Genomic DNA, 24,786 nt, shown 5'->3' on the forward strand with positions numbered 1-24,786 from the left:
ATGGCATATAAAAGAGTAAAAAAAGAAAAAACACCCTTTATAATAACTATAGTTAGTTTATTAATAGTGATTTTAATTTCAAGTCAAGTGGATGGGCTATCTAAAACAGGTTCAAACATAGCTAACACTCTCCTAAAACCAATAGAAAGTGTGACTTATTCTATTTCATCTGCTATAATAGATCAGCTTGAAAGAACAATTGGATCAAAAGAAACTAGAGCAGAAGTCCTAAGATTAGAAGCCGAAAATAGGGCTTTAGTTATGGAAAATGCAAGATATGCAACAGCCATAAATAGAAGTGAATTCCTAAAAGATGAAGCAGCGGCCACAAGGGGAACAGACAATAAGTATATTAAAGCAAAGCTAATTAATACAGATGTAAATTCCATGACCACTCACTTTACTATAGATAAGGGCAAGGTTGATGGGATTGAGAAAAATGACATCATCCTCCAAGCTGTAGGAGATAGCAAGTTTTATACAGGCCTTGTAGGCAAGGTAACAGAAGTTTATCAAACAACAGCCAGGGTAGAAACAATAAACTCAAGTCAAAATGACGTATCTTTCGTAAATGCAAATTCGGGAGATTATGGTGTAATTGATAGGTTTGATAAAAATACCATTCAAGGCTATATGTTAGATATAGAAAGCAAGATAGAAGAAAAAGATATACTCCTAACAAGTGGTTTAGGTGGAATATATCCTTATGGAATCTATGTAGGAAGGGTAGCGACAGTTACCATGACACAAGATTCTTTGAGAAAAAATATTACAATAAATTCACCAGTTGATTTTTCACATCTTTATAGGGTTTTGGTCCTAAAAAGTTCAAACAATTATAATTTAGATGAAAAGCCAAAAAGTGAACAACCTAAGCAAAAGGAAGGAGAAATTCATGAATAAATTTAAAAGCTTTATAATTTTATTTATAACCTTCATTTTGCAAACATCTATATTTGCCAAAATTGATATATTAGGAGCAAATGTAAATATTATAATCCCAGCAGTAATAGCCCTATCCCAAGTCTTGCCAGGTAAGACTGGTCGAGCAGGAGGATTAGTAGTTGGTATAATAGAAGATTTTCTATTTACCCAGTTAGTTGGTGTACGAGCTTTATCTTATTACCTAATAGGTCTTTTTGCAGGAGGACATATAGTAAAGGTATCAAAGGATAAGACTAAAGGCTTTATTATTTGCTTAATAGCAACCCTATTTAATTTCTTGCTTGTAAATGGTATATATTATATCTTTGGCAAGTCAATCTTATCAATAACAGATTATTTAGGAATTGAGATACTTGTAGAAGCAATCCTAAACTCCCTAGTGTATCTGATTTATTATTATTTGATAAAGAAAATAATGTATATACCAACTTATAGGATTTAGAGGATAATATGCGCGATAAAAAAGAGAATAGACTTATTTTTATTCAAGTAATAGTTGTTCTCCTAATGTTAATAATTGGAGTTAGGCTTTTTAATGTAATGGTCTCAAAGGGGGACTATTATAGAGACCTATCTGATAATAGGAAGGTAAAGGAAGTCGATGAATTAGCAAGTAGGGGAAATATCTACGATAGAAATGGAAAGCTTCTAGCAAGCTCAATTCCATCTTTTACCATAAAGCTATATAAAGATGAGCTAATGGCTGTAGATGATGATAAGAGGCAAAGTCTCATATCAGATTTAGTAGATATACTTGAAGAAGATGGAGTCAATTATACAGAAGATTTCAACATAAAATTAAATACTTTCAAATATAAAGACTTTAAAGATTACTTTAGCCAAAAAGAAATGCCAATAGAAAAAGTAGTCGATACAATTATAGATAATGACTTAGTATCTGACTTTCTATTCTCCTTTTATGAAAAAGATGGAATGAAGTATGAAACAGCAAATACAGCCATCCTTGCTCTTAAAAAGAGGGGGATAGATATACCAGCCCATGCAAATCAGGTAAATGGCAATCTTAAGCTAGAATATAAGAAAAATTATGAGAAAAAGCTTGCTTCTATAGGATTTACAAAAGATGATGAGCCTACAGATGTAATCTTAGAATCAGTAGGAAATGATAGATCAGTTCTTTTATCAATACTACAAAACTCTCATGCAAGGCTATTAGCATATAAGCTTCTAGAAGATAATAATTTATTAGGAAAGCTTACCATGGATGAATACGCCATAAAAGCTGATCAGGACTTGATAGAGAAAAAAGCGAGATTGCACAAGGTCTTTGATAAGATAAATCTTAAGTCAACGCCAGCTAATGACTTTTATGAAATAGTTAAAAATGCTACAATAAGTGATGTTTTAACATCAGCTATGGTAGATGATAAGGGAGCTTATGTAATCCCAGCCAATATGCTAATTGAACAGCTAGAAAATAAGGGGATATATGCGAACTTTGAGACAGAAGTTATCACTGAATCAAAAGATGATAAGAACCAATATTCAGTAGACTTGAGATTTAGGAATCCTCAAGCGGGTTCTGCAGTAGACGAACTTGCAAGACTTGCTGATGAAAATGGTTTGTTAAAGCCGCTTCTTTTGTCAGAATATGTGAAATACATGGCACAAAATGCCAATACTAAAAATAATATTTATCCAAACATAGATATCACAGAAGATGATCCAGAAGATTGGTCCTATACCTTTACTACAGATAAAAAAGATTTTTACACCTACTATGCAAATAAGGATAAGACAAATTCTACAAAAGAAACAGTAGATATCCTTATGAAGGAGAAAAATGGCCAACAAATCTTAAAATACCTTAAAAAGGTTACAAATCTTGAATCTTATAATGATGTTGAGGCTGTTGGAATACTTACAATTGATAACACCTTAAATCGCCAAGGGAACTTTGGTTATAGACCTATAAATATAGTCTACAACCTAGATGAATCAACAGTTCTAAAAATAGAAGAAAAAATAGATTCTGCTTCAGGGATAGTTGTAGAAACCATGCCAATAAGGTCCTACCCAAATAGGAATCTTGCAAGCCATATACTAGGTTACATGGGACCAATAGCCACACCTGAGGAAGTAGATAAGTATGTAAAAGAGAGAAATTATCTTAGAGATGAGATAATTGGTAAGACTGGTATTGAAGAATCTTACCAAGACAACCTTAAGGGTAAAAACGGTAGGTCACTTGTAACAGTCGATTCAGCTGGTAACAGGCGCAAATTAATATCTCAAACAAAGTCTGAACCAGGCGATGATGTTTACCTATCAATAGATGCCAAGCTTCAGAAACAAGCCGAAGATTCTCTAAAAGGGGTCCTAGAAGCATTGAGAGAAACAGGATTTTATGAGTCAGAATATGGTTCATTTAGACCGTTTAAGATGGCTCCTCATGCAGAAAGTGGTGCTGTAGTAGTATCTGATGTTAAAACTGGTGAAGTTTTAGCAATGGCTTCATATCCAAACTATGACCCAAACCTATTTTCAACAGGTATATCTCAATCAGACTGGGAAGGGCTCCAAGTAGAAGAAAGTGATGGGCCGCTTGCTCCAAGACCAATGCTAAATATAGCAACCCAAACAGCAGTGATGCCAGGTTCAACCTTTAAGCTAGTAACAGCCCTAGCAGCCCTAGAAAAGGGTCTAGATCCACTTGCAGTTAATAACTGTCACGGCTTCATGGAAATAGGGAATAGAAGATTTTCATGCCTAATCTACACAGAAAGTGGTACAACTCATGGAGAAGAAAATCTCTATGGTGCTATAAGAGATTCTTGTAACTACTATTTCTACACCCTAGCCTTAGGAGAAAACCCAGAAGATGGAGACTCCTTAGGAACCAAACTTGAGCTAAATGATATAAGACTTGCTGCAGAAATGCTCGGACTTGATAAGGAAACAGGTATTGAAATCAATATACCTAAGGAAGCTAAGGGCAATGTTCCTTCAATTGGCAAAAAAGTAGAAGTAACTAAGCTAATGCTTAAAGATTATCTTGATAAAAATCTAACTCTTTTCATAAAAGAAGGAGTTAAAAAGACTAAAGATGAGTATGAACAAGATATAAAGGATATAGTCAAATTTACTGACAATCCTAAAGAATGGTCAAGAAAAGCCATAATAGATTTCTTCGATGAAAGAGGCTATGATCCTCTTATCATGCCAGAAGGCCAAAGAGCAGGTCTTGCTGATACTATAAAATATACCTATTTAAACCAAGCAGTATGGGATATAACAGATATGTTAAATATAGTAATAGGCCAGGGACAAAACTCCTACACACCAATCCAGATGAATAGGGCTATAGCAACTATAACAAACGGGGGCTATCTAAATAAACTTACCCTAATTAACAAGATTAAAAACCACGATTCAGGCGAAGTCCTTTTTGAAAATGTACCTCATAGTGATAAAATAGATATCAAAGATCCAAAATATTTAGAAGATATCAAATACGGAACACTTCTAGTAAGTCAAAATAATGCTGTTTTAAACCAACTACCGGTAGATATTGGTATAAAAACAGGTACAGCAGAAGTAGAAGGTCAAAACCCAGATGGTACAGACTATGATACCTATGCATGGATGGTAGGCTTTGCTCCATATGATAATCCAGAGATAGCTATATCTATAGTTCTAACCCAAGGTGATACTTCTTATAATGCATCACCAATAATGAGAGATATAATAGCAAGGTACTTTGACCTAAACGTAGAAATGATAAATGCAGAACCAACTGAAAATGATATTAGAAATCTCGGTGAATCTGCAAATGGGCAAAATTAACAAAGGATGTTTTTATGAAAATATATTTAATAAATGGGGAAAATAATATAGGGAAGACAGATTTTGCTGTAAATCTTTCTGAAAGACTAGCCCAAAATGAAAAAGTCCTACTCACATCATTTTTTAGAGATGAAAAGCAAAATTTGGAAGACTTTTTTGGCAAAGATGGGATGATAAGCTATGATATAGCTGATTATTTCTTAGGCTTTGCCGGTCTTGATAGGGTCATAGTAAATGAAAATTCTAACCTAGGCTTTATAATCCCGCCACTCTTAGAAGATAAATATGATTTTAAGGTAGAAGATGTTTATACTTTAATAGATATATTAGATAGTGATATAGTAATTATCGATAATCTAGACCTAGATATTAAAGGAGCAGTAAAAATAGACATAATATCAGAAAAAGATATAGATAAGGACTTAAATTCTAATTATTTCTTTATAAACAAGGCCTCACAAGATTTTGATATAAGAAATTATAAGGATAAAATCGATAGCAAAAATTCTAAATTTCTTGGAGTCGTAAAGGAAAATGAATTTTTCAAAACTGTTATAGATAATCTCATAGCAGACAAGGAAGAAGAAATACCAAGTCTTGGATTTTTTGAAAAACTAAAAATGATATTTGCAAAATGAAATATATTTATATAGACCCAAAAGAAAAAATAATAATTAGACAAGAAGATAAGAGAGTTATGGAAGTCATTTTCTATGACTCTCTTCTTAATAATATCTATAGGGGAAAAGTTGTAAATAAAATTGATAGCCTCTCTTCATATTTCGTACAAATAAGTGATAATGAAAATTTATTTTTGAAATCAAGTCTGTCTTATGCCATAGGAGATAATGTAATCATAGAATATGTTAGAGAGCCGGCTAATGGCAAGCTAGGTCTCGCCAGTGAAAATTTCTCTTTAGAAAATGAATCTTATAAGATAAAAAGATATCCAATAAAGGCAAAGGCAAAACGTAAGTCTGGAAAGAAAAAAGATGATATATTATTTGAAGAATTAAATAATAAGAAAGCCTGGCTAATTAATGAAGAAAAATTTTTTCCAAGCCCTAAACTCCTCATAGAAAATTCTAAGAAAGACTCTTATATTAAAAAATATAAGGATTACGAAATTAAAGAAATAGACATCAAAAATTCACAAGTCTTTAATAATTTGATAAAAGATATAAGTAATAATAAATTAAATTATAAAGACTTATCGATTATTATAGATGAACTAGAGACCCTTACTGTAATTGATGTAAATACAGGAAGCCGAAAGTCTAAAATGCAAAAAGAAGATTTTTTATTAGGTATAAATCTAGAGCTAATAGACTTTATAGCCTATAATCTTAAATTAAGAAACATAGGAGGTATGTGTCTGATAGACTTTTTAAGAGTTCATGATAAGGAAAAAATTACAGCAGAGATGCAAAAAGCCATAGAAAAATACCAAATTGAAGCCGAAATATTTGGATTTACACAGATGGGCCTATTTGAAATTTCTATAAAAAGAAGAGGAGATAGTCTAAAAACATCCTTAAGAAAGAGAAAGTTAATTTCCTAAGGCAAATTTTTGGACTAGATCCTCTTTTTGCTTTTTATTTAATTTTTTAAGCCTTGCTTCAAGCTTAAGACCGATAGATTTGCTATCAACTCTTCTGTAGAATACAAGACTAACAGGTAGCCTTGCTCTAGTATACTTTGCTCCCTTTCCAGAATTGTGGACCTTAATCCTGTTTTTAAGATCATTAGTATAACCTGTATATAGGCTATCATCAGCACATCTTAGAATATAAACAAAATGCATTACTTAAATCTTTCATCAAGGACCTTATTAATTATATCGATATCAAAGCCCTTGCCAGCCAAATGCCTAAAGACCTTTTGCCTATTTTCAAAAGAAAAATCATCCTTAATCTTTTTATCAGCAAAAAAACTAGCCTTTTCATATTCTCTTTGATCATCCACAAGGCCAATGTATTCCTCTATAAGATAATCATCTACGTGTTTGGTTTTTAACATATAAGAAATCTTATTTCGAGACCATCTTGAAATCTCATCCTTATCAGTGATGTAAGCTTTGACATAAGCTGCATCATCTAAAAACCCGTAAGAATCGAGAAAAGCAACAACCTTATCGATAACTTCATTAGAAAATTTCTTCTCAGCTAACTTCTTTTTGATTTCATAAGTAGATTTTTGTGAATAAGAAATCTTAGACAAGGCAAAATTCTTGGCCCTGTTATACTCATCATTGGCCAAGATTATTTTATAGGTATCAAAGTCTAATTCCTCATCTTTTTCTAGGTTAAGCTCATAATAAAGATCATAATCAACAAAGAATTTCTCATTAGAAATGCTAAGCCTAATTAAATTATATTTTTCTGAATACTCAATATTTTCTATAATCATTGCATAGACAATATAGCGTTATAAACAAGGGGAGCAATCATAGCTATAGCGATAACAATAGCAAATAATTTTAAAATAAATTTTCTTGTATTTTTCATAATTCACCTCTCTTGATATTCTACTTCAAAAGATAGAAAAATAAAATAAGGAAAAAATTTGCATTATTTTTAAAAACGTGGTATTATATTATTTGTCAGTAAGAAAGCTTTAGAGCTTATGAGATAAAGATTAAATAAAAATCTTAAAAAAACATTTGACAAAGTAAATAAAAAGTTGTATACTGTAATAGTCAGTGAGACATTAGTAGAGAACAACTTAGCGTGGTGGGTATGGTCCAGTTGGTTACGACACCTGGTTGTGGCCCAGGAGAGCGTGAGTTCGAATCTCACTACTCACCCCATGCGGGATTGGCGGAATTGGCAGACGCGCTAGACTTAGGATCTAGTGAGAATTTCTCGTGAAGGTTCGACTCCTTTATCCCGCACCAAGCTTCAGACGTTAGAAATAACGTCTTTTTTTGTACCCATATTTTAATTTACTAATAAAAGATGACTTTTTATTATATTTATGATAAAATATACATATAAACTTATTTTCAAATATTTTGCAAAAAATCGTTTTTGCTCTTTTAATTTTTGCTAAAATAGTTTATACTTTATATAAGCTAGGAGGAATATTTTGCAAGATTTTAAAAGAATTGTATTAAAGTTAAGTGGAGAAGCTTTATCTGGCAAGGCTGGTTTTGGCTTTGATGATGAAGTTATTGATAACATTTGTACTAATATTAAGACTTTATCCCTAAGAGGAATTGAGGTTGCCATTGTTGTTGGCGGAGGTAATTTCTGGAGGGGTAGGTCTGGCACAAATATCGACAGGGCAAGCTCTGATAATATCGGCATGCTTGGCACTGTTATGAATGGACTAAGAATTCAAGGTACTCTAGAAGAGATGGGCCTTGATACTAGGCTTATGACTGCTATTTCTATGACTGAGGTTGCAGAACCTTATATAAGAAGAAGGGCTATCAGACACCTTGAGAAAGGCAGAATTGTAATTTTCTCTGCTGGTACTGGTCTCCCATATTTTTCAACAGACACTACAGCAAGCCTTAGGGCACTAGAGATTGGTGCTGATGTTATTCTTTTAGGTAAAACTGGTACTGATGGCATCTATGATAAGGATCCAAATGTCTATGATGATGCTGTTAAATTTGATAAGCTTACCTATAAGGAGATCCTACAAAGACAGCTTAAGATTATGGATACAACTGCTACATCTTTGTGTATGGATAATGATATGCCACTTATAGTATTTAATATAGATGACCCATCAAACATGGTCAAAGTATTTGAAGATGAAGATTTAGGTACAAGAGTAAAGGAGAGTTTTTAATATGCTATATGAGCAAATAAGACAAGATGCCGAGAAGGGCATGAAAGCAGGAGTAGATTCTTTTGAAAGAAGAATTTCAACTATTAAGGCTGGTAGAGCAACTGAAGCTGTTCTAGATGGAATTACATTTTCTTATTACGGCACAGACACTCCAATCAACCAAGCCGCAACAGTTTCAATCCCAGAAGCTAGACTTCTTGTTATAAAACCATGGGATAAGACTAATATTGCCCCAATCGAAAAGGCGATTTTAAAGTCAAATATTGGTATAACACCACAAAATGATGGTGAAATTATTAGATTACCTTTCCCTGCTCTTACAGAAGAAAGAAGAAAAGAATATACCAAAGAAGTTGATGCATATGCAGAAGATGCAAAAATTGCTATAAGAAATAAAAGACGTGACTCTATGGATGAAATCAAAAAGAGCGAAAAGGTTGGAGATGTAACTGAAGATGATAGGTACACTCTAGAAGATGAAATTCAAAAAATCACAGATAAATATATTAAGTCAATCGAAGATATCGCAAAGAAGAAAAACCAAGAGTTGATGAACGTATAGGTGAAAAGAGTCAATTTAAATAAAATAAAGGACCTATTGAATAAGGACATAAGCCCTAGGAAAATTTCTCCTAGGCTTATGTTCTTATTTTTAAAGCAATTATCCTTGTTATTAAATTCAGGTATATCACTTTTTGATAGTTTGAAGGTGATCAAGACTCAAAATCTCGATAAGAGATTAAATATAGCTTTAGATATTGTAATTAAAAATCTAAATCTAGGCAAAAGTCCTTACGAATCTTTCCTTATGGCAGAAAAATACTTTACACCTATTGTAATTGCTTCAGTTAAGTCATCAGATAAGACTGGCAGACTTTCTTCAATTCTTGATGATTTATCAGAATTTATATACGAAGATAGTAAAAATAGAGAAAGCATAAAGGAAGCCTTGGCTTATCCCGTTATAGTCCTAGTTGTGACTATCTTAATGGTGGGACTCATTTTAGAATATGTCATGCCTACTTTTGTGAGCGTTTTTGATGGAGCTGATATGAAGCTGCCATTTATTACTAGATTTTTAATAGAATTTTCAGGCTTTTTATCAAATAATTTCATTTTCATTATTTTGATTCTATGCTTACTTATCTTTATTGTTTTGTTTTTTAGGACAGATAAAACTAAAAAAATAAAAATGGATAAATTTGTATTTAAATATGGAATTTTTTCTAAGATAAGGAGATTGAATCTTGAATATCAATTAACTTCTCTATTTTACATATTAAGAACTGGGGGAATTGATCCAATTTTATCTTTTGAAATTATTGGAGATTCATTTTCTAATTCTTACCTTAAAGAAGTTTTTTCTCAAATTAGAAGTGATATTGATAGGGGCTTAGGCCAGGCCCAAGCCTTGATGAGAGCTGATCTTTTCTCACCTCTTTTATTATCTATGTTTATGATTGGTGAAAAGACTGGCAAACTTGATGATATTTTAAAAAGATCAAAGGATTATTTTGCAAGTGAGTATATATTCAGAACCAAAAGACTTGCAAGGCTTGCTGAGCCAGTTCTAATTATTATAATGAGTATAATTGTTTTTATAGTTGTTATAGCGGTTGCGCTTCCTATGTTTGATGCAGTAAATATTGGAGTATAAGATGAGAAATAAGAAGAAAAAGGGATTCACATTAATTGAATTAATAATTGTAATAGCTATACTAGGAATTTTGGCTGCAATAGCTATTCCTAGATATAACAAGTCTAAGATAAAAGCAGCAGAAACTGCTCATAAGGCTAATATAGAGATGCTGAAATCGGCCGCAGAGTTAAGGGAACTTGATTCTAGTGAAGGTGGTAAGTCTAGAGATTTCACATGGACTAAAACTAACAAGGGTGACGCTCTAACATATATTGATAAATGGCCTGAACCACCTCAAGGTTTAAATAAATCCTCTGAGTATTCGGTTGAATATACTGATGGGAATCTTACCATTAAATTTGGTAAAGAAAAAGTATATCCTATACAATAGAAAATATGGAAAACATACTAATCTTTGCTTTAGGAGCATGCTTAGGCTCCTTCATATCCGCCTTGATGGCTCGCAGGAGGCTTGGCATGTCAATCATTAGTCCGCCAAGCTTCTGTGAATCTTGCGGTAAAAGGATAAGGACCTTTGACCTAGTTCCGATAATTTCTTTTATAATCTTAAGGGGTAGATGCAGGTTTTGTAAGGACAAGATTTCTATCGATACCCTTTTAATAGAAATTCTAGGCGGCCTAGCCTTTATATTTGCCTTTAATATTTATGGAGGTACAAGAGCACTTATTCTTGGCCTAGGCCTTGTCACAAGCCTTCTGATAGCCTTAACAGACTATTCCTATATGGAGATATATGATATAGATTGCTACGTCCTAATTGGTCTTGGTTTTCTATATAGGCTAATATATATTAAATATGATTTTGAATTTTTTAAGATTTCTCTTATATTTGTTATGGTGTTTTTATTAATTAGATATTTGTCAAAGGGAGGCTTAGGTGATGGAGATTTGTTTTATTACCTGGGCTTATTTTTATTTTTAGATACTAGCATAATAATTAAATTTATCTTAATATCTTTATGGATAGGGGCGATTTTTGCTATTATAAAATCCATAAAGATAAAAAGCCTAAAGGGAGAGATTGCCCTATGTCCATCAATTTTGCTTGCTTTTGCTCTTGTGTTAATTTTAGGATGAAACTATGAAAAAAGCCTTTACCTTATTAGAATTGATAATAGTACTTGCAATAATTAGTATAGTCATTGCCATTCCGATGATGAAAATATCTCTTATCGAAGATAGGGCGGCTGATATTGAGGTGGAAAATTTTATTAATGATTATAACTTGGCAAGAAAAAAAGCCATGGCTATAGGTATTCCATATTATCTTGATTTAAGGAAAGATTTTTATTATCTGAATACTACTCATAGTGATGAGACCACTATAAACGATCCAAAATCCAAGGCCTTTAAACATATAAGCTACGCCTATTCAGATACTGCAGTTGAATTTAAACCAGATGGCTATGCGAGTACCGTTAATAACGGGACATACGAGTTGGTATTTATAAACAATAAAAGCAAAAAAATTAGAAAGTTTACTATAAGCGCACTGACAGGATATTTAAATGAAAAGTAAAGCCTTTAGCCTAATAGAAATAATTGTATCACTTATGATTTTAAGTCTTATAGCCTTATTTGTATTTCCTTCAGCTAGGAATAATATGCAAATCTCAGAGAAAATAAAAGATAAGGCCCAAGTCACATTTGCCCTTCAAGCAGGACTTGAGCTTGGTAAGGATATGGCAAGGAAAAATAAGAATGTAGATAAGCTAGAAAATGAAGTCCAAATTGGAGATTATAAGATAAAAATCTCAATAGGTCCTTATAAAAACTCAGGACTTAAGTCAGATAGATACATAAAAGTAAAGGCATCTTTTGAAAATGATAGCTTAGAAGTAATAGAGGTTAGAGATGAAGAAAGCCTTTAGTCTTTTAGAATTGATAATAAGCCTTGCTATAATCTCAATCCTAGTCGTTATTTTATCATCTTTTTTCAAGGTAAACTTCAATATTCTTTCATCATCCATTACTAGAGAGGCCGAGTATAAGGAAGCATGTACCGCCATGCTTTATGTTGATACTAATATCAGAATGTCAAAAAAGATTGAAACTAGGGATAATGAAGTGTGTAATTTTTATTTTTATAAGACTAATAGGGATGGTAAAGATTCAAAATGCTATTTTTATCGTGACAATAAATTTCTAAAAATTAATAGAGATAACCTGTCAACAGATGCTTCTGGCAGAGATAATAATATAGCTAAAATTAAAGATATAAAATTAGTATTGGATGAGGATAGTAAGCTAATTAGGGTTTATATAAGAAGTTTAAGAGGCAATTTCAACTTTGAAACAGCCATTGATGTGGGAGATAAGCTATGAAAAAAGCCTTTATTAGTATATATGTGCTCATAATATTATTATTACTTTCCCTTAGCGTCAGCTTTATAGCAGGACAAAATGAAGTGGATACAGAATTATCAAATGATATTAGCGATAAAAAACAAAGCTTATTTGATGCAGAAAGTTTTGTGAATGTTCTTATAGAGGAATTAAGTCTTGATAAAAACCTTGACCCAAATTTTATAAAGGAAGTTCTATATTTAAAATCTGACATTGAAATCTACCAAGCTAAGGAGGAATGTAACCTACAGATAAATTTAAAAGCAAAGTACAAAAATACAATAAGCAAAGCTCAAATAAAATACAAATACGACGAAAATAATAAATTCATTCTTATAAATAAGCGAATTTATTAATATTGCTAAAGTAACATTTAAGGTATAATGTAGGTAAATAGAAGAAAAATATTGGAGGAAAAATGAAAGTATTAGTAATTAATTGTGGTTCTTCATCACTAAAATATCAATTATTCAACATGGAAAATGAAGAAGTAATGGTAAAAGGCCTAGTAGAAAGAATTGGTATCGAAGGTTCAAAACTTATCCAAGAAAAGGGTGATGACGAATATATAATAGAAGAAGCTATGAAAGATCACACTGAAGCTGTTGCTCATGTATTTGATGCTTTAGTTGATAAAGACAACGGTGTCATAGCAGACCTTTCAGAAATAGATGCTGTAGGCCACAGATTTGTACACGGTGGAGAAAAAATCACTAAATCTGCCTTAATAGATAAAGAAGTAAGAGATGCTATAGAAGAATATACAAAATTTGCACCACTTCATAACCCAGCTAACCTAATGGGACTTGAAGCTTGTGAAAAATTACTTCCAAACGTTAAAAACGTAGCAGTATTTGATACAGCTTTCCACCAAACAATGCCTGCAAAAACTTATTTATATGGTATAGACTACAAATATTACGAAGAAGAAGCTATAAGAAAATACGGATTCCACGGCACAAGCCACAACTTTATTACTAATAAAGCAGCAGAAGTACTTGGCAAAGATGTAAATGATTTAAATATCATTTCAGCCCACCTTGGTAATGGTTCATCAATTTGTGCTGTTAAAAATGGTAAATCATTTGATACATCAATGGGACTTACTCCACTTGAAGGACTTGTAATGGGTACAAGATCTGGTGATATAGATCCAGCTGCTGTAACTTACATTATGAAAAAAGAAAATCTTTCTCCAGAAGAAATGGAAAATGTCCTAAATAAAAAATCAGGTGTTCTAGGAGTATCAGGTGTATCATCAGACTTTAGAGACCTAGAAAATGCTGCAAATGAAGGCAATGAAAGAGCCAAAGCTGCCCTAGAAATGTTTGCTACAAGAGTAAAAAGATATATAGCAGGCTATATGGCAGAAGTAGGCGCTTGTGATGCTATAGTATTTACAGGTGGTATCGGAGAAAACTCAATTTCTATGAGAGAAGATATCATGGAAGGCTTTGAATTATTTGGTATTAAAATAGATAAAGAAAAGAATAATGTACGCGGTGGTTGCCATGTAGTTTCTACAGATGATTCTAAAGTTAAGGTTATGGTAATAGCTACAAACGAAGAATTAATGATAGCAAGAGATACAAAATCTCTCGTAGAAGCTTGACAAGCTAAGTTTTAGCTTATATAATATAAAGGATTGCTAAAACTGATAAGAGGAGGTGTCATAGATGGCAGTACCAAAAAGAAGAACATCAAAAACAAGAAAAAATAAAAGAAGAGCCTCAGCTTATACTTTGAACAGATCAAACTATGTTGAGTGCCCAAATTGCCACGAAATGAAGCTACCACACAGAGTTTGCCCATCCTGTGGAGAGTACAAAGGCGTAGCAGTAGTTGAAGAAAATTAATTTTTAAAAGAGATAGTGTTTTTGCACTATCTTTTTTATTACCTAAAGATAGCCTAAGTTTGTAAGAAAAGTATAATATGTATAAATTATTGTAGATAAAGAGGATTAAATGAAAATTGTTATAGATACCTATGGTGCAGATGAAGGCGCTAGGGTCTTAGTAGAAGGTGCCATACTTGCACTAAAGGATGAGGACTTTATTCCTGTATTTGTAGGAAAGGAAAGTCAATTAAAAGAAATCATAAATGGAAGGATCAAAGATTACGAGATAGTCCATACAGATGAATTTATATCAAATGATGAAGAGCCTGTAAGGGCTATTAGAAGGAAGAAAGATGCATCAATAGTCTTAGCCTATAATAAATTAAAGGAAGAAGGCTATGACGGACTCTTATCAGCTGGTTCCACTGGTGCCCTCCTCGCAGGTGGCATCTTTATTTCAAAGAGAATAGAAGGTGTAGATAGGCCATCCCTAGCAGCGAGTCTGCCAAGCACAGGTGAGATATGTATGCTCATGGATACAGGTGCAAATATGGACTGCAAGCCAGCTTATCTTGAAGAATTTGCTATTATGGGTAAGATATTTTTACAAAATGTACTAGGAGTTGAAAATCCTAAGATAGGCCTTTTAAATGTAGGGGTTGAAAGCCATAAGGGCAACAAGCTTACCAAAGAAACCTACAAGCTCTTAGAAGAAAGAGACATCAACTTTGTAGGTAACATCGAGGCAAGAGACCTATTTACAGGCAAGGTCAATGTACTTCTTGCTGATGGTTTTGCAGGAAACGTAGCTATAAAGACTGCAGAAGGAGTCATAGACCTCCTTAAGGGCGAGCTTAAGGGAGTATTTTATAAGTCATTTAAGAATAAAATGGCAGCCCTCACTATAAAAAATGACCTTAAAGAATCCTTAGGCAAATTCAGTGCCCAAAAAGTTGGAGGAGCTCCTTTATTAGGGGTAAAATCCTATGTATATAAGGCACATGGTAATGCAAATGAAATAGCCATATCAAATGCCATCAAAGGCCTAATTAAATATATAAACATGGATGTAATTAATAAAATTCAAGGAGAATTAAATGATTAGAGAACAATTAACAAAATTAGCAGAAGAAAACTTAGATATTGATGTAGCAAATATCGATTTTGAAAGCAAGATTTCTGACTTAGACATTGATTCAATCGACCTTGTAGACTTTATAATGCTTGTTGAAGAAGAGTTTGAGATTGAGTTTTCCGAAGAAGAACTTGATGAAATTGAAAGCTTAGCAGATATAGTAAGCCTTATAGAAAGTAAAAACTAATGTCTTTGTCAAAAGATAGACTAGAAAAAATAGAAGAATTTGAGAAAAATATAGGCTACACATTCAATGACAAGGCATTGATAGATGTAGCCTTAACTCATTCTTCTTTCACAAATGAAGCAAGAGGAAACATTAAGTCAAACGAAAGGCTAGAATTTTTAGGTGATACCATCCTAGACATGGTAGTAAGCGAGTATTTATTCAAACACTACACACAAAAGCCTGAAGGTTGGCTAACAAGAACAAGGTCAAGAATAGTCTGCACAGATTCCTTTGCCAAGGCAAGCGAAAAATTTGGTTTAACTAAATATTTAAGATTTGGAATGGGAGAGAAAAAACAAGGGGGCAAGCTTAAAAAGCATGTCAAGGCTGATACCTTTGAGGCTACTTGTGCTGCAATTTACCTAGATTCTTCCTATGATGACTTGTGCAAATTTTTATACAAAAATTATAAGGATGAAGTATTAGAGATAATAAATGATGATTCATTATTTTTAGACTATAAGACCCGTCTGCAAGAGTATTATAATGCCAAGAACAAGAAAAATTTGACCTATGAACTTATAAAAGAAGAAGGCCCTGAGCATGATAAGACTTTTACTATGGAAGTTAGGTTAAATGGCAAGGCCCTAGCAGAAGGAATTGGCAAGAATAAAAAAACAGCCGAGCAGATGGCAGCAAAACTTGCCTATGAGCGTATCAAAAATGTCTAATCAAATAATACCAATCTTTATTCCATTTATGGGCTGCCCTCACGATTGTGCCTTTTGTAACCAGGTAAAGATTACAAATTACAAAGATAAGGCAGATGAGTCAAGTATTGTAAGGCAAATAGAAGACTACCTAAAATATTTTAAAGATAAGCAAACAAGCAAGGAAATAGCCTTCTATGGAGGATCTTTTACAGGACTTCCCCTTGATACAATTATTTCATACTTAAAAATAGCAAGGGCCTACAAAAAGAAGGGAATTATTGATAGAATCAGACTTTCAACTAGACCTGATTATATAAATAATTCCATTCTGGAAATCTTAAAATCTTATGAAGTCGATACCATAGAACTAGGAATCCAATCCTTTGATCAAGAAGTACTAGATTCAAACGAAAGGGGCCATAAGGTAAGCGATAGCGAGAAAGCAAGTAAGCTAATAAAAGAATTTGGATTTAAGCTTGGCCATCAAATAATGCCAGGCTTATATAAGGATTCTAGGGAGAAAATAATTACAACAGCTCTAAAATCAGCAAAGATTGGCCCAGATATAGCTAGGATTTATCCAACCTTAGTAATCAAGGACACCAAGCTTGAAAAACTCTACCAGGCAGGTCTTTATAAGCCTTTAAGCTTAGAAGAGGCTATAAAAATATCTGCAGAAGTCCTAATGATTTATGAATATAGAAATATTAATGTCATTAGAATTGGCCTTCAGCCTACAGAAAATATCAATGAAGGAGCAGATGTAGTAGCAGGACCCTTCCATCCGGCCCTAAGGCAAGAAGTAGAATCCTATATCTATAGGTTATATTTAGAAAAGCTCATTAAAGAATTAGATTTAAAGGATGACCTAGAAATTTTTACAAATGATAGGGATATTTCAATAATTGCAGGCAATAAAAAATCAAACAAGAATTACTTTTATCAAAAATATAAGGTTAAGCTTAAATTTAAATCAAGCGATTCATCTTATATTATTTCTTGTGGGAAAAAATACGACTTAGATATAGATAAATTTATCGATGATTATGTAGAAGAAAAATACGGTGGTGATTTAAATTAGACTAGAAAGTATAGAACTAAAGGGTTTTAAATCCTTTGCAAATAAAACAAAAATTGAATTTGATAGTCAAATTACTGCTGTAGTTGGACCTAATGGATCTGGCAAATCTAATATTTCTGATGCTATAAGATGGGTCTTGGGAGAGCAATCTATAAAGAGCCTCCGTGGTTCAAATATGAAGGATGTAATCTTTCAAGGTGCAAAAAATGCGATGAACATAGCAGAAGTCTGTCTTAATTTCTCTAACGAGGATAAAAGGCTAGACCTTGCCTATGATAAGGTGAGCATCACCAGGAGAATTTATCGTTCTGGGGAAAATGAATACAAGATAAATGGCAAAAGGTGCAGGCTTAAGGACATTAGAGAATTATTTTTCGACACTGGAGTAGGAAAAGAAGGCTACTCAATAATTGGCCAGGGTAGGATTGATGAAATAATTATGTCAACTCCTGCTGATAGGAGGGCGATTTTTGAGGAAGCTGCCGGAATTTCAAAACACAAGTACAGAAGAGAAGAAGCTGATAAGAAATTAAAAGCTGTAAGCGAAGACCTAGAGATAATCGAAAAGGAATTAGAATATAAGAAAAAGGATTATGACCTTCTTAAGGCCTACAAGGATAATTACCTAGCCCATAAAGAATTAAGCGAAGATATTAACAAAAAAGCTTACTTCTACCTTAAAAATAAATCCTACGATTTGATTAAAAAAAGGGATGAGATAAATTTAAAACTTAAGGAAAGCGAAAATAAATTAGCAAGCCTAGAATCAAGTCATTCTGAAATTTTAGAAAAACTTGGACCTTTTAAGAAAAAATATGAGACTTTAAGAGAAGACCTAGATGGGTCCAAGGCAGAAGCAGAGACTTATGAGAAAAACATCGAACGCTCTAAGGCGAATCTTGACCTAAATATCCAAAAAAAGGATTACGACCTTAGAGATAAGGCTAGGATAGAAGAAGATCTAGAAAATTTAAAGGATTCTTTAATAAGTGAAAATAAATCCTTTGACCTAAAAAATAAGGAACTAAGAGAAATTGCCGAAAAGATATCATCCTTAGAAAATGATTTGGGAAAGGCTAAAGATTTAAAAATATCTTTAGAAAAAGAGATATCAGAATTAAATATTATCTTAGATAGTCAAAGGTCTAATGCGGAAGAGATAAAAGAACAAATCTTAGATTATGAAGTCTTTGAAAAATCCAGGGCTATTATTGATCAAAAAAGACAAAAAGATTTGGCTGAGAAAAAACAAAGATTAGAGGCCCTAGATAAGGAAATTTTAGATTTAAGTCAAAAGCTTGATTCAAGCAAAGAAAATCAAGAAGCCTTACTTAAAGAAAAAAATGACCAAGAAATGGCCATAACCAATCTAGCAGATGATATAAAAAATGCGGATGAAAAGTATAAGGAAACTTTAAATGAATTAAACAATTTGAAGCTAGAAATTAAGTCATTAATGGCTGATATGAGGATAGAAAAAGATAGCCTTGATAAAAACCAGGGATACTTTTATCAAATCCAAGACTTCCTCAAAAAGACCAAAGAAAGCGCTATGGCAGGTTTTTACGTAGACACTCTTGCCAATCTAATCTCAGTTAAAATTGGCTATGAGGAAATAATTGATAACCTAATGGGAGCTGGCCTACAAAATATTGTCACAAGGTCAAAAGAAGATACTAGAGAGCTTATTAACTTTATAAATAGGGAAAAGCTTGGAAGGATTACCTTTCTGCCTATAGATTCAATCAATTCATATAGAAAAGAAAGGCCAAATTTTCCAGAAGTTATAGATATGGCCTACGAGCTCGTGGCCTATGATGAGAAATTATCTGGGGTAATTAACCATTTCCTAGGTTCTACCGTTGTTGTAAAAGACATTGATGCTGCAATTAACCTATCAAGAAAGATTAAGGGCTATAGGATAATAAGTCTTAACCTAGATATTATTAATAACTGGGGATCAATGGTAGCAGGATCTGATAAAAATAAGAGGTCAAATGTAAATCTTTTAAATCGAAAGAAAAAACTAAAGGATTTAAGCCTTAATTTACAAAAATCAGATGAGAGAAGACAGGAATTGGAAGAAGTCTTAAGTAAACTAGATTCCGAAATTAACGAAAAAAGAGAAAGACTTCTTAAAGAAAAAGAAGCCTACGACCTAAGAGAAGAAAAAATTAAAGAAATAAGTGATGAAATATCAAGGATAAGCCTAAGAATAGAATCTTTGATAAATCATAAGGAAAGCTTAAATGATTCTGATCTTGACTATGAAAAACCTATAAATAATATGGACATAGGCTCTTTAAGAAATGATTTTGATAGACTCAGTCAAGGCATATCTGAAAATGAATCTAGGCTAGGAGCGAAAAATAAGGAATTTGATAGGGTAAGAGATGAAATATCAGCTCTTACAAATAAGCTGGAGATAAGTAAACGTGATAAGGTCTTAGCTGATAATGCCAGGGCAAATATTGAGGAAAAACTTGCAGATATAAAAGAAAATATCAAAATCCAAGAAAAACTTGCCAAAAATTTAAATAAGGACCTTGAAGAATCCTTATTAAAAAATGATAAACTTATAGCTTCGATTGACCTATACGTAAAAGAATTCGATAATCTTAAAGAAAAAATAAAAGTCTTAGGTCAAGATATTGAAGCTTGCGAGTCAGAAAACTCAAAATTTATTGACCAAAATACTAAAATTGAAGAAGACCTTAACAAGGAAAACCTCGAAAAGGTAAAGCTTTCCTATAAATTAGAAAATTTAAATGAGTCTTACAGTCAATTAGAAGATGAAATATCACCATTTATAAGCATTTCTATAAAGGACTTGTGGGAAAAATACAAGGATTGCCAAAAGTTTGAGGTAAAGAAAAATGACCTCATAGATTTACAAAAAAGGATAAATGAGATTGGATATTTTACTCCTACAGCTCTTGAAGACTTCGATAATGTTGCCAAAGAGCTTGATTTTGTCGAAGTTCAGATAAAAGATTTGAAAAATGCTAAAGAAGATATAGAAAAAATGATCCTAGCCCTAGAAAAGGAAATGAAGGAAGAATTTTCAAAAAACTTCGCTATAATTAATGAGAACTTCACCAAAATCTTCAAAATCCTCTTCATGGGAGGAGATGCAAGGCTAATCTTAGACAGCCAGGACTTCCTTACAGCTGGTGTTGAAATTGAAGCGAAACCACCATCAAAGTCCTTAAAATCAATCTCACTTCTATCAGGTGGGGAGAAGGCTCTTACTGCAGTAGCCTTACTTTTTGCAATATTTGAACAAAATCCAGCCCCATTTTCTATCTTAGATGAAATTGATGCGGCCCTTGATGAATCAAACATAAAAAGATATATAGAATACCTAAAAAGCCTATCTGATAAGACCCAATTTATAATGATAACCCATAGACAAACAACCATGCAGCTTGCAGAAAAAATTCACGGTGTAACAATCGATGATCAGGGTATAAGCAAGCTATACTCTATAGCCTTTAAGGATAATTGAAAATTAGCCTAAAACCAGTAAAATATAAAGGATAAAGAGAGATAATATTGCAACTCTAAATAAGGAGGAAATATGGCAATTAGAAATATAAGAATAGATGGAGATCCAATCTTAAGAAAGGTCTCAAGAGAAGTAGACCAAGTTACCGATAGGATTAATATTTTATTAGATGACATGGCAGAAACAATGTATGATGCAAACGGAGTAGGCCTTGCCGCTCCACAAGTAGGAATACTTAAAAGAGTAATAGTAGTAGACCCTCAAGATGGAGAGACAGGCCTAGTTAAGCTTGTAAACCCTGAAATAATAGAAAAAGATGGTGAACAAATCGGAGTAGAAGGTTGCCTATCTATACCAGATTTCAACGCTACAGTTAAAAGAGCTGAGCATGTAAAGGTAAAATACCTTGATGAAGAAGGTAAGGAACAGATTTGGGATGCTCATGGTTTCCCAGCAGTTATTCTATCACACGAAATCGACCACTTAGACGGAATATTATTTAAGGATAAATACATCGAAGAAATTAAATTTGAGGACCAAGAAGAAATAAATGATTAATATATGTTTTATGGGCAATCCAAAGTTTGCAGTGCAGACTTTGGATGTTCTTTATAATGATGAAAATATAAATGTAAGCCTAGTTGTATCTAGCAAGGATAAGAAGAGGTCTAGGAATAAATTTTCTCCAACAGAGATTAAAAAGTATGCAGAAGATAAGGGAATTAGAGTTGAGACACCAGATTCTGTAAATACAGAAGAATTTGTGGGCCTACTTAAGGACCTTAAAATCGACTTTATAGTAGTAGTTGCCTTTGGCCAACTTCTAAAAGATGTTTTACTAGATAATTTTAAGGACAGGATAATAAACCTCCACCCTTCAAAATTACCACTGTATAGGGGAGCAAGTCCTATACAATTTTCCCTACTAAATGGTGAAGAGGAAACATCAGCTACAGCCATGCTCATAGAAAAAGGCATGGATTCTGGTGATATCCTAATCCAAAAAGATTATCAAATAGGTCCAAGTGAAGATTACTTTGACCTAGAAGATAAGCTAGGAGCCCTTGGTGCAGAGGCCATTAGAGAAGCTATTTTAAACTTTGATGAAGTCTATGCAAAAAGAATTAAACAAGATGATTCAAAGGCGACCTTCTGCACAAAGATATCCAAGGAAATGGGAAGGATTGATTTTACAAGGACAAGTAGGGAAATTTTAAATCAAATAAGAGCCTTTGTTGGCTTTCCTGTGGCTTATTTTCCATATAAGGGTGAAAATATAAAGATTTATAAGGCTAGTCTAGCTTCCGATAAAAAAGGCAAGGCTGGAGAAATCCTAGCTGCTAATAAAAATGACCTGATTTTAATAGGAACAGGAGATTCTGCTATAAGAATCGAAAAAATCCAAGTTCCAGGCAAAAAGGCTATGGATACAAAGAGCTTCTTATTAGGAAATGACCTAGAAATAGGATATATCATAGAAAATGACTGATTTAAAGATAATATTTAATATTCTCTACGCCATTGTCTACCAAGATAAAAAATCTAACGACATGATAAATAAGTATGCTGACAAGGCAGAAAACTTAGCCTTCGTCAGCAAAAATGTCTACGGAGTATTGGAAAATAAAATCTATATAGACTATATGATAAGAAAATTATCTTCTATAAGGCTTAAAAAAATCCACAAGTCAATACTTCTTATCCTAGAAATTGGAATTTATAACATTCATTTCTTAGACACAAAAGACTATGCAACGGTAGATAAATTAGTTGACCTAAGTAAGGAAAAAAACAAAAAGTCTTCAGCCTTTGTTAATGCCATTCTTAGAAATTTCATAAGGGATGAAAAGGAAATAGCAACTATCTATGAGACTGATGATATAAAAAGCCTTTCGATAAGATATTCCTTCCCGGAAGAAATTACCAGATATATCTATGACAATTATGGGATGAACTATACCAAGGCCTACCTTAGAGATGCAAATAGCCTTAAAAATCTTTCAATAAGGGTAAATAAGCTTAAGATAAGCAAAAATGAATTAAGAGATAAGTTAGAAGTGGAAGGCTATCAAATAGAAGATGGAAAAATTGCGAAAAATGCCTTGATAGTCAAAAATCCAGCCTCCCTTGCAGCAAGCAAATATTTTAAGGAAGGTTATTTTACTATCCAACAGGAATCATCAATGAAGGCTGTAGAAGTCCTAGATCCTACGGAAAATTCTAAAATATTAGACTTATGCGCTGCACCAGGTACAAAGACGTCATATTTGGCAGAGATAACCAATAATACTAGCCAAATAATCGCAAATGACATATCTTCTTCTAAAAATAAACTTATTGAAGAAAATATTTTAAGGTTGGGACTAAAAAATATTTCCATCACAAACCACGATGCTTCTACATTTGTAGAGGATTTTGAAAATAAATTTGATTATATTTTAGTAGATGCTCCATGTTCTGGTCTTGGGGTAGTAGGAAGAAAAGTAGAAATACGATATAATAGAAATAAGGAAACGATTGTAAGGCTAGCTAGCCTGCAAAAAGAAATCCTTGACCAAGCTATAAAATACCTTAAAAAAGACGGGATTCTACTCTATTCAACCTGCACCATTGGTCCCTTAGAAAATAAAGAGAATTTTTTATATCTAAAGGCTAAGGCAAATCTAGAAAGTATAGACATAGAAGGAGATGCTTTTAAGGAATACAGGAGTTTTGAAGATGGATGTGATGGATTTTTCATATCCAAGTTTAGGAAGATAAATGATTAGTATAAATGATAAAAATATAAGTCAAATTGAAGACTTATTCAAAGAAAAATCTTATCAAAAATTTAGGGCTAAACAGGTCTTTCACAATATCCATGTTAATAGGATAAATGATTTTGAGGGGATGACAGACCTTCCCCTAAAGATGAGAGAAGAGCTTAAGAAAGACTTTAAGATTGATAGTGTGAAGCTTTTAGAGACTTTTAGCTCAAAGCTAGATTCTACAAAGAAATATCTTTTAGAATTAGATGATAAAAATATTATAGAAGCAGTTTATATGGATTATAAGGATAGGTCTACAATTTGCATATCAAGCCAGGTTGGCTGCAGGATGGGGTGCACTTTCTGTGCATCTACCAAAAATGGCCTAGTAAGAAATATGACAGCATCTGAATTAATAGAAGAGGTTTACCTCCTAGAAAGATTAAATGGACCTATTTCAAATATTGTAATAATGGGCATAGGCGAGCCTTTGGATAATTTTACAAATATAGAAAAGTTCATTGAAATTATCACAGACCCTAAGGGTAGAAATCTTTCTCATAGGTCAATAACCCTTTCAACTTCAGGACTTGTTCCACAAATTTACAAGCTAGCTGATACAAAATTAGATGTAAACTTAGCTGTATCTCTTCACTATGCAGATGATAAAAAAAGAGCTAAGTTTATGCCAATAGCCAAAAAATATTCTATTGACCAGCTTATAAAGGCTACAGATTATTACTTTGATCAAACAGGCCGAAGGGTTTCCTTTGAATATGTTGTAATCGATAAGGTAAATAACCTAGATGAAGATGTAGAAAATTTACACGATCTCTTATTTGGCAAAAATGTACATATAAACCTAATTCCTCTAAACCCAATCGAGGAGTTTAAACATGATAAACCAAAGATGAGTGCTTTAGATGAATTTAAAAATAAACTAAGCAAAAGGGGCTTAAATGCCACTATAAGAAAATCCATGGGTCAAGATATAGACGCTTCCTGTGGCCAGCTTAGAAATAATTATGCGAGGTAA

The 24,786-nt window shown here is 32.8% G+C and carries 27 protein-coding genes and 2 tRNA genes; 27 read left to right on the forward strand and 2 right to left on the reverse strand.

Features of this window, described 5'->3' with window-relative positions; translation table 11 throughout:
• Genes mreC through C8269_RS01230 form a run of 5 tightly spaced genes read left to right on the forward strand, consistent with a single transcriptional unit; the run spans nt 1 to nt 6,313 of the window.
• A complete protein-coding gene (gene mreC, locus C8269_RS01210) occupies nt 1–903 on the forward strand; it encodes a rod shape-determining protein MreC (RefSeq protein ID WP_106460039.1) in 903 nt (300 codons plus the stop codon).
• Nucleotides 896–1,387: a rod shape-determining protein MreD gene (gene mreD, locus C8269_RS01215; protein ID WP_106460040.1), complete on the forward strand. Its 492-nt coding sequence runs from the start codon at nt 896–898 to the stop codon at nt 1,385–1,387. Before mreC ends, mreD begins: the two co-directional genes overlap by 8 nt.
• Before the next feature lie 8 nt (nt 1,388–1,395).
• On the forward strand, nt 1,396–4,752 hold the full coding sequence (locus tag C8269_RS01220) for a penicillin-binding transpeptidase domain-containing protein (protein WP_106460041.1): 3,357 nt from the start codon (nt 1,396–1,398) through the stop codon (nt 4,750–4,752).
• Between the two features lie 14 nt (nt 4,753–4,766).
• Nucleotides 4,767–5,390: a hypothetical protein gene (locus tag C8269_RS01225; RefSeq protein WP_106460042.1), complete on the forward strand. Its 624-nt coding sequence runs from the start codon at nt 4,767–4,769 to the stop codon at nt 5,388–5,390.
• Complete coding sequence (locus tag C8269_RS01230; protein ID WP_106460043.1) at nt 5,387–6,313, forward strand: ribonuclease E/G; 927 nt, start codon at nt 5,387–5,389, stop codon at nt 6,311–6,313. Before C8269_RS01225 ends, C8269_RS01230 begins: the two co-directional genes overlap by 4 nt.
• Here the strand turns inward: C8269_RS01230 and C8269_RS01235 are convergent.
• Nucleotides 6,302–6,556, reverse strand: a complete 255-nt coding sequence (locus C8269_RS01235) for a GIY-YIG nuclease family protein (RefSeq protein ID WP_106460044.1) — start codon at nt 6,554–6,556, stop codon at nt 6,302–6,304. The two genes, C8269_RS01230 and C8269_RS01235, sit on opposite strands and share 12 nt — an antisense overlap.
• Nucleotides 6,556–7,161 (reverse strand): regulatory protein RecX, encoded by a 606-nt coding sequence (locus C8269_RS01240; RefSeq protein WP_106460045.1) that lies wholly within the window; start codon nt 7,159–7,161, stop codon nt 6,556–6,558. The genes C8269_RS01235 and C8269_RS01240 overlap by 1 nt, the downstream gene beginning before the upstream one ends.
• A gap of 323 nt (nt 7,162–7,484) precedes the next feature.
• On the opposite strand from C8269_RS01240, the gene C8269_RS01245 reads away from it, so the two are divergent.
• The 22 genes from C8269_RS01245 to rlmN all read left to right on the forward strand — a co-directional run bounded on the left by C8269_RS01245 (nt 7,485) and on the right by rlmN (nt 24,786).
• Nucleotides 7,485–7,561: transfer RNA gene (locus C8269_RS01245), tRNA-His, on the forward strand.
• A 1-nt stretch (nt 7,562) separates the two neighbouring features.
• Nucleotides 7,563–7,648, forward strand: a tRNA-Leu gene (locus C8269_RS01250).
• A gap of 191 nt (nt 7,649–7,839) precedes the next feature.
• Entirely contained in the window at nt 7,840–8,553 is a 714-nt protein-coding gene (gene pyrH / locus C8269_RS01255) for a UMP kinase (protein ID WP_106460046.1), read from the forward strand.
• Between the two features lies 1 nt (nt 8,554).
• Complete coding sequence (gene frr / locus C8269_RS01260) at nt 8,555–9,115, forward strand: ribosome recycling factor (protein WP_106460047.1); 561 nt, start codon at nt 8,555–8,557, stop codon at nt 9,113–9,115.
• Nucleotides 9,116–10,210: a type II secretion system F family protein gene (locus C8269_RS01265; RefSeq protein WP_106460048.1), complete on the forward strand. Its 1,095-nt coding sequence runs from the start codon at nt 9,116–9,118 to the stop codon at nt 10,208–10,210.
• A 1-nt stretch (nt 10,211) separates the two neighbouring features.
• Nucleotides 10,212–10,583 (forward strand): prepilin-type N-terminal cleavage/methylation domain-containing protein, encoded by a 372-nt coding sequence (locus C8269_RS11105; protein WP_106460049.1) that lies wholly within the window; start codon nt 10,212–10,214, stop codon nt 10,581–10,583.
• Nucleotides 10,584–10,588: 5 nt separating this feature from the next.
• Nucleotides 10,589–11,290 (forward strand): prepilin peptidase, encoded by a 702-nt coding sequence (locus tag C8269_RS01275; RefSeq protein ID WP_106460050.1) that lies wholly within the window; start codon nt 10,589–10,591, stop codon nt 11,288–11,290.
• Between the two features lie 4 nt (nt 11,291–11,294).
• A complete protein-coding gene (locus C8269_RS01280; protein WP_106460051.1) occupies nt 11,295–11,732 on the forward strand; it encodes a type II secretion system protein in 438 nt (145 codons plus the stop codon).
• Nucleotides 11,722–12,084: a type II secretion system protein gene (locus C8269_RS01285; protein WP_106460052.1), complete on the forward strand. Its 363-nt coding sequence runs from the start codon at nt 11,722–11,724 to the stop codon at nt 12,082–12,084. Before C8269_RS01280 ends, C8269_RS01285 begins: the two co-directional genes overlap by 11 nt.
• Nucleotides 12,068–12,538 (forward strand): prepilin-type N-terminal cleavage/methylation domain-containing protein, encoded by a 471-nt coding sequence (locus C8269_RS01290; RefSeq protein ID WP_106460053.1) that lies wholly within the window; start codon nt 12,068–12,070, stop codon nt 12,536–12,538. Before C8269_RS01285 ends, C8269_RS01290 begins: the two co-directional genes overlap by 17 nt.
• Nucleotides 12,535–12,915 carry a hypothetical protein gene (locus C8269_RS01295; protein WP_106460054.1) on the forward strand — a complete coding sequence of 127 codons (381 nt, stop codon included), beginning with the start codon at nt 12,535–12,537 and terminating at the stop codon, nt 12,913–12,915. Before C8269_RS01290 ends, C8269_RS01295 begins: the two co-directional genes overlap by 4 nt.
• Before the next feature lie 62 nt (nt 12,916–12,977).
• The gene (locus C8269_RS01300) at nt 12,978–14,171 is read left to right on the forward strand and encodes an acetate/propionate family kinase (RefSeq protein WP_106460055.1); all 1,194 of its coding nucleotides are present in this window, start codon (nt 12,978–12,980) and stop codon (nt 14,169–14,171) included.
• A 64-nt stretch (nt 14,172–14,235) separates the two neighbouring features.
• Nucleotides 14,236–14,415: a 50S ribosomal protein L32 gene (gene rpmF / locus C8269_RS01305; protein WP_106460056.1), complete on the forward strand. Its 180-nt coding sequence runs from the start codon at nt 14,236–14,238 to the stop codon at nt 14,413–14,415.
• Nucleotides 14,416–14,524: 109 nt separating this feature from the next.
• On the forward strand, nt 14,525–15,502 hold the full coding sequence (plsX, locus tag C8269_RS01310) for a phosphate acyltransferase PlsX (protein WP_106460057.1): 978 nt from the start codon (nt 14,525–14,527) through the stop codon (nt 15,500–15,502).
• Nucleotides 15,495–15,719 carry a phosphopantetheine-binding protein gene (locus tag C8269_RS01315; RefSeq protein WP_106460058.1) on the forward strand — a complete coding sequence of 75 codons (225 nt, stop codon included), beginning with the start codon at nt 15,495–15,497 and terminating at the stop codon, nt 15,717–15,719. Before plsX ends, C8269_RS01315 begins: the two co-directional genes overlap by 8 nt.
• Complete coding sequence (gene rnc, locus C8269_RS01320; protein WP_106460059.1) at nt 15,719–16,432, forward strand: ribonuclease III; 714 nt, start codon at nt 15,719–15,721, stop codon at nt 16,430–16,432. The genes C8269_RS01315 and rnc overlap by 1 nt, the downstream gene beginning before the upstream one ends.
• Entirely contained in the window at nt 16,410–17,495 is a 1,086-nt protein-coding gene (locus C8269_RS01325; protein WP_234025816.1) for an elongator complex protein 3, read from the forward strand. The genes rnc and C8269_RS01325 overlap by 23 nt, the downstream gene beginning before the upstream one ends.
• Entirely contained in the window at nt 17,491–21,003 is a 3,513-nt protein-coding gene (gene smc / locus C8269_RS01330; protein ID WP_106460061.1) for a chromosome segregation protein SMC, read from the forward strand. The genes C8269_RS01325 and smc overlap by 5 nt, the downstream gene beginning before the upstream one ends.
• A 72-nt stretch (nt 21,004–21,075) precedes the next feature.
• Nucleotides 21,076–21,561: a peptide deformylase gene (def, locus tag C8269_RS01335; RefSeq protein WP_106460062.1), complete on the forward strand. Its 486-nt coding sequence runs from the start codon at nt 21,076–21,078 to the stop codon at nt 21,559–21,561.
• The gene (gene fmt, locus C8269_RS01340; RefSeq protein WP_106460063.1) at nt 21,554–22,492 is read left to right on the forward strand and encodes a methionyl-tRNA formyltransferase; all 939 of its coding nucleotides are present in this window, start codon (nt 21,554–21,556) and stop codon (nt 22,490–22,492) included. The genes def and fmt overlap by 8 nt, the downstream gene beginning before the upstream one ends.
• The gene (gene rsmB / locus C8269_RS01345; protein ID WP_106460064.1) at nt 22,485–23,771 is read left to right on the forward strand and encodes a 16S rRNA (cytosine(967)-C(5))-methyltransferase RsmB; all 1,287 of its coding nucleotides are present in this window, start codon (nt 22,485–22,487) and stop codon (nt 23,769–23,771) included. Before fmt ends, rsmB begins: the two co-directional genes overlap by 8 nt.
• Nucleotides 23,764–24,786, forward strand: coding sequence for a 23S rRNA (adenine(2503)-C(2))-methyltransferase RlmN (gene rlmN / locus C8269_RS01350; RefSeq protein WP_106460065.1), 1,023 nt, complete (start codon nt 23,764–23,766; stop codon nt 24,784–24,786). The genes rsmB and rlmN overlap by 8 nt, the downstream gene beginning before the upstream one ends.

Origin of the sequence: Anaerococcus sp. Marseille-P3915 (assembly GCF_900258475.1) — a bacterium.
Lineage (GTDB): Bacteria > Bacillota > Clostridia > Tissierellales > Peptoniphilaceae > Anaerococcus > Anaerococcus kampingae.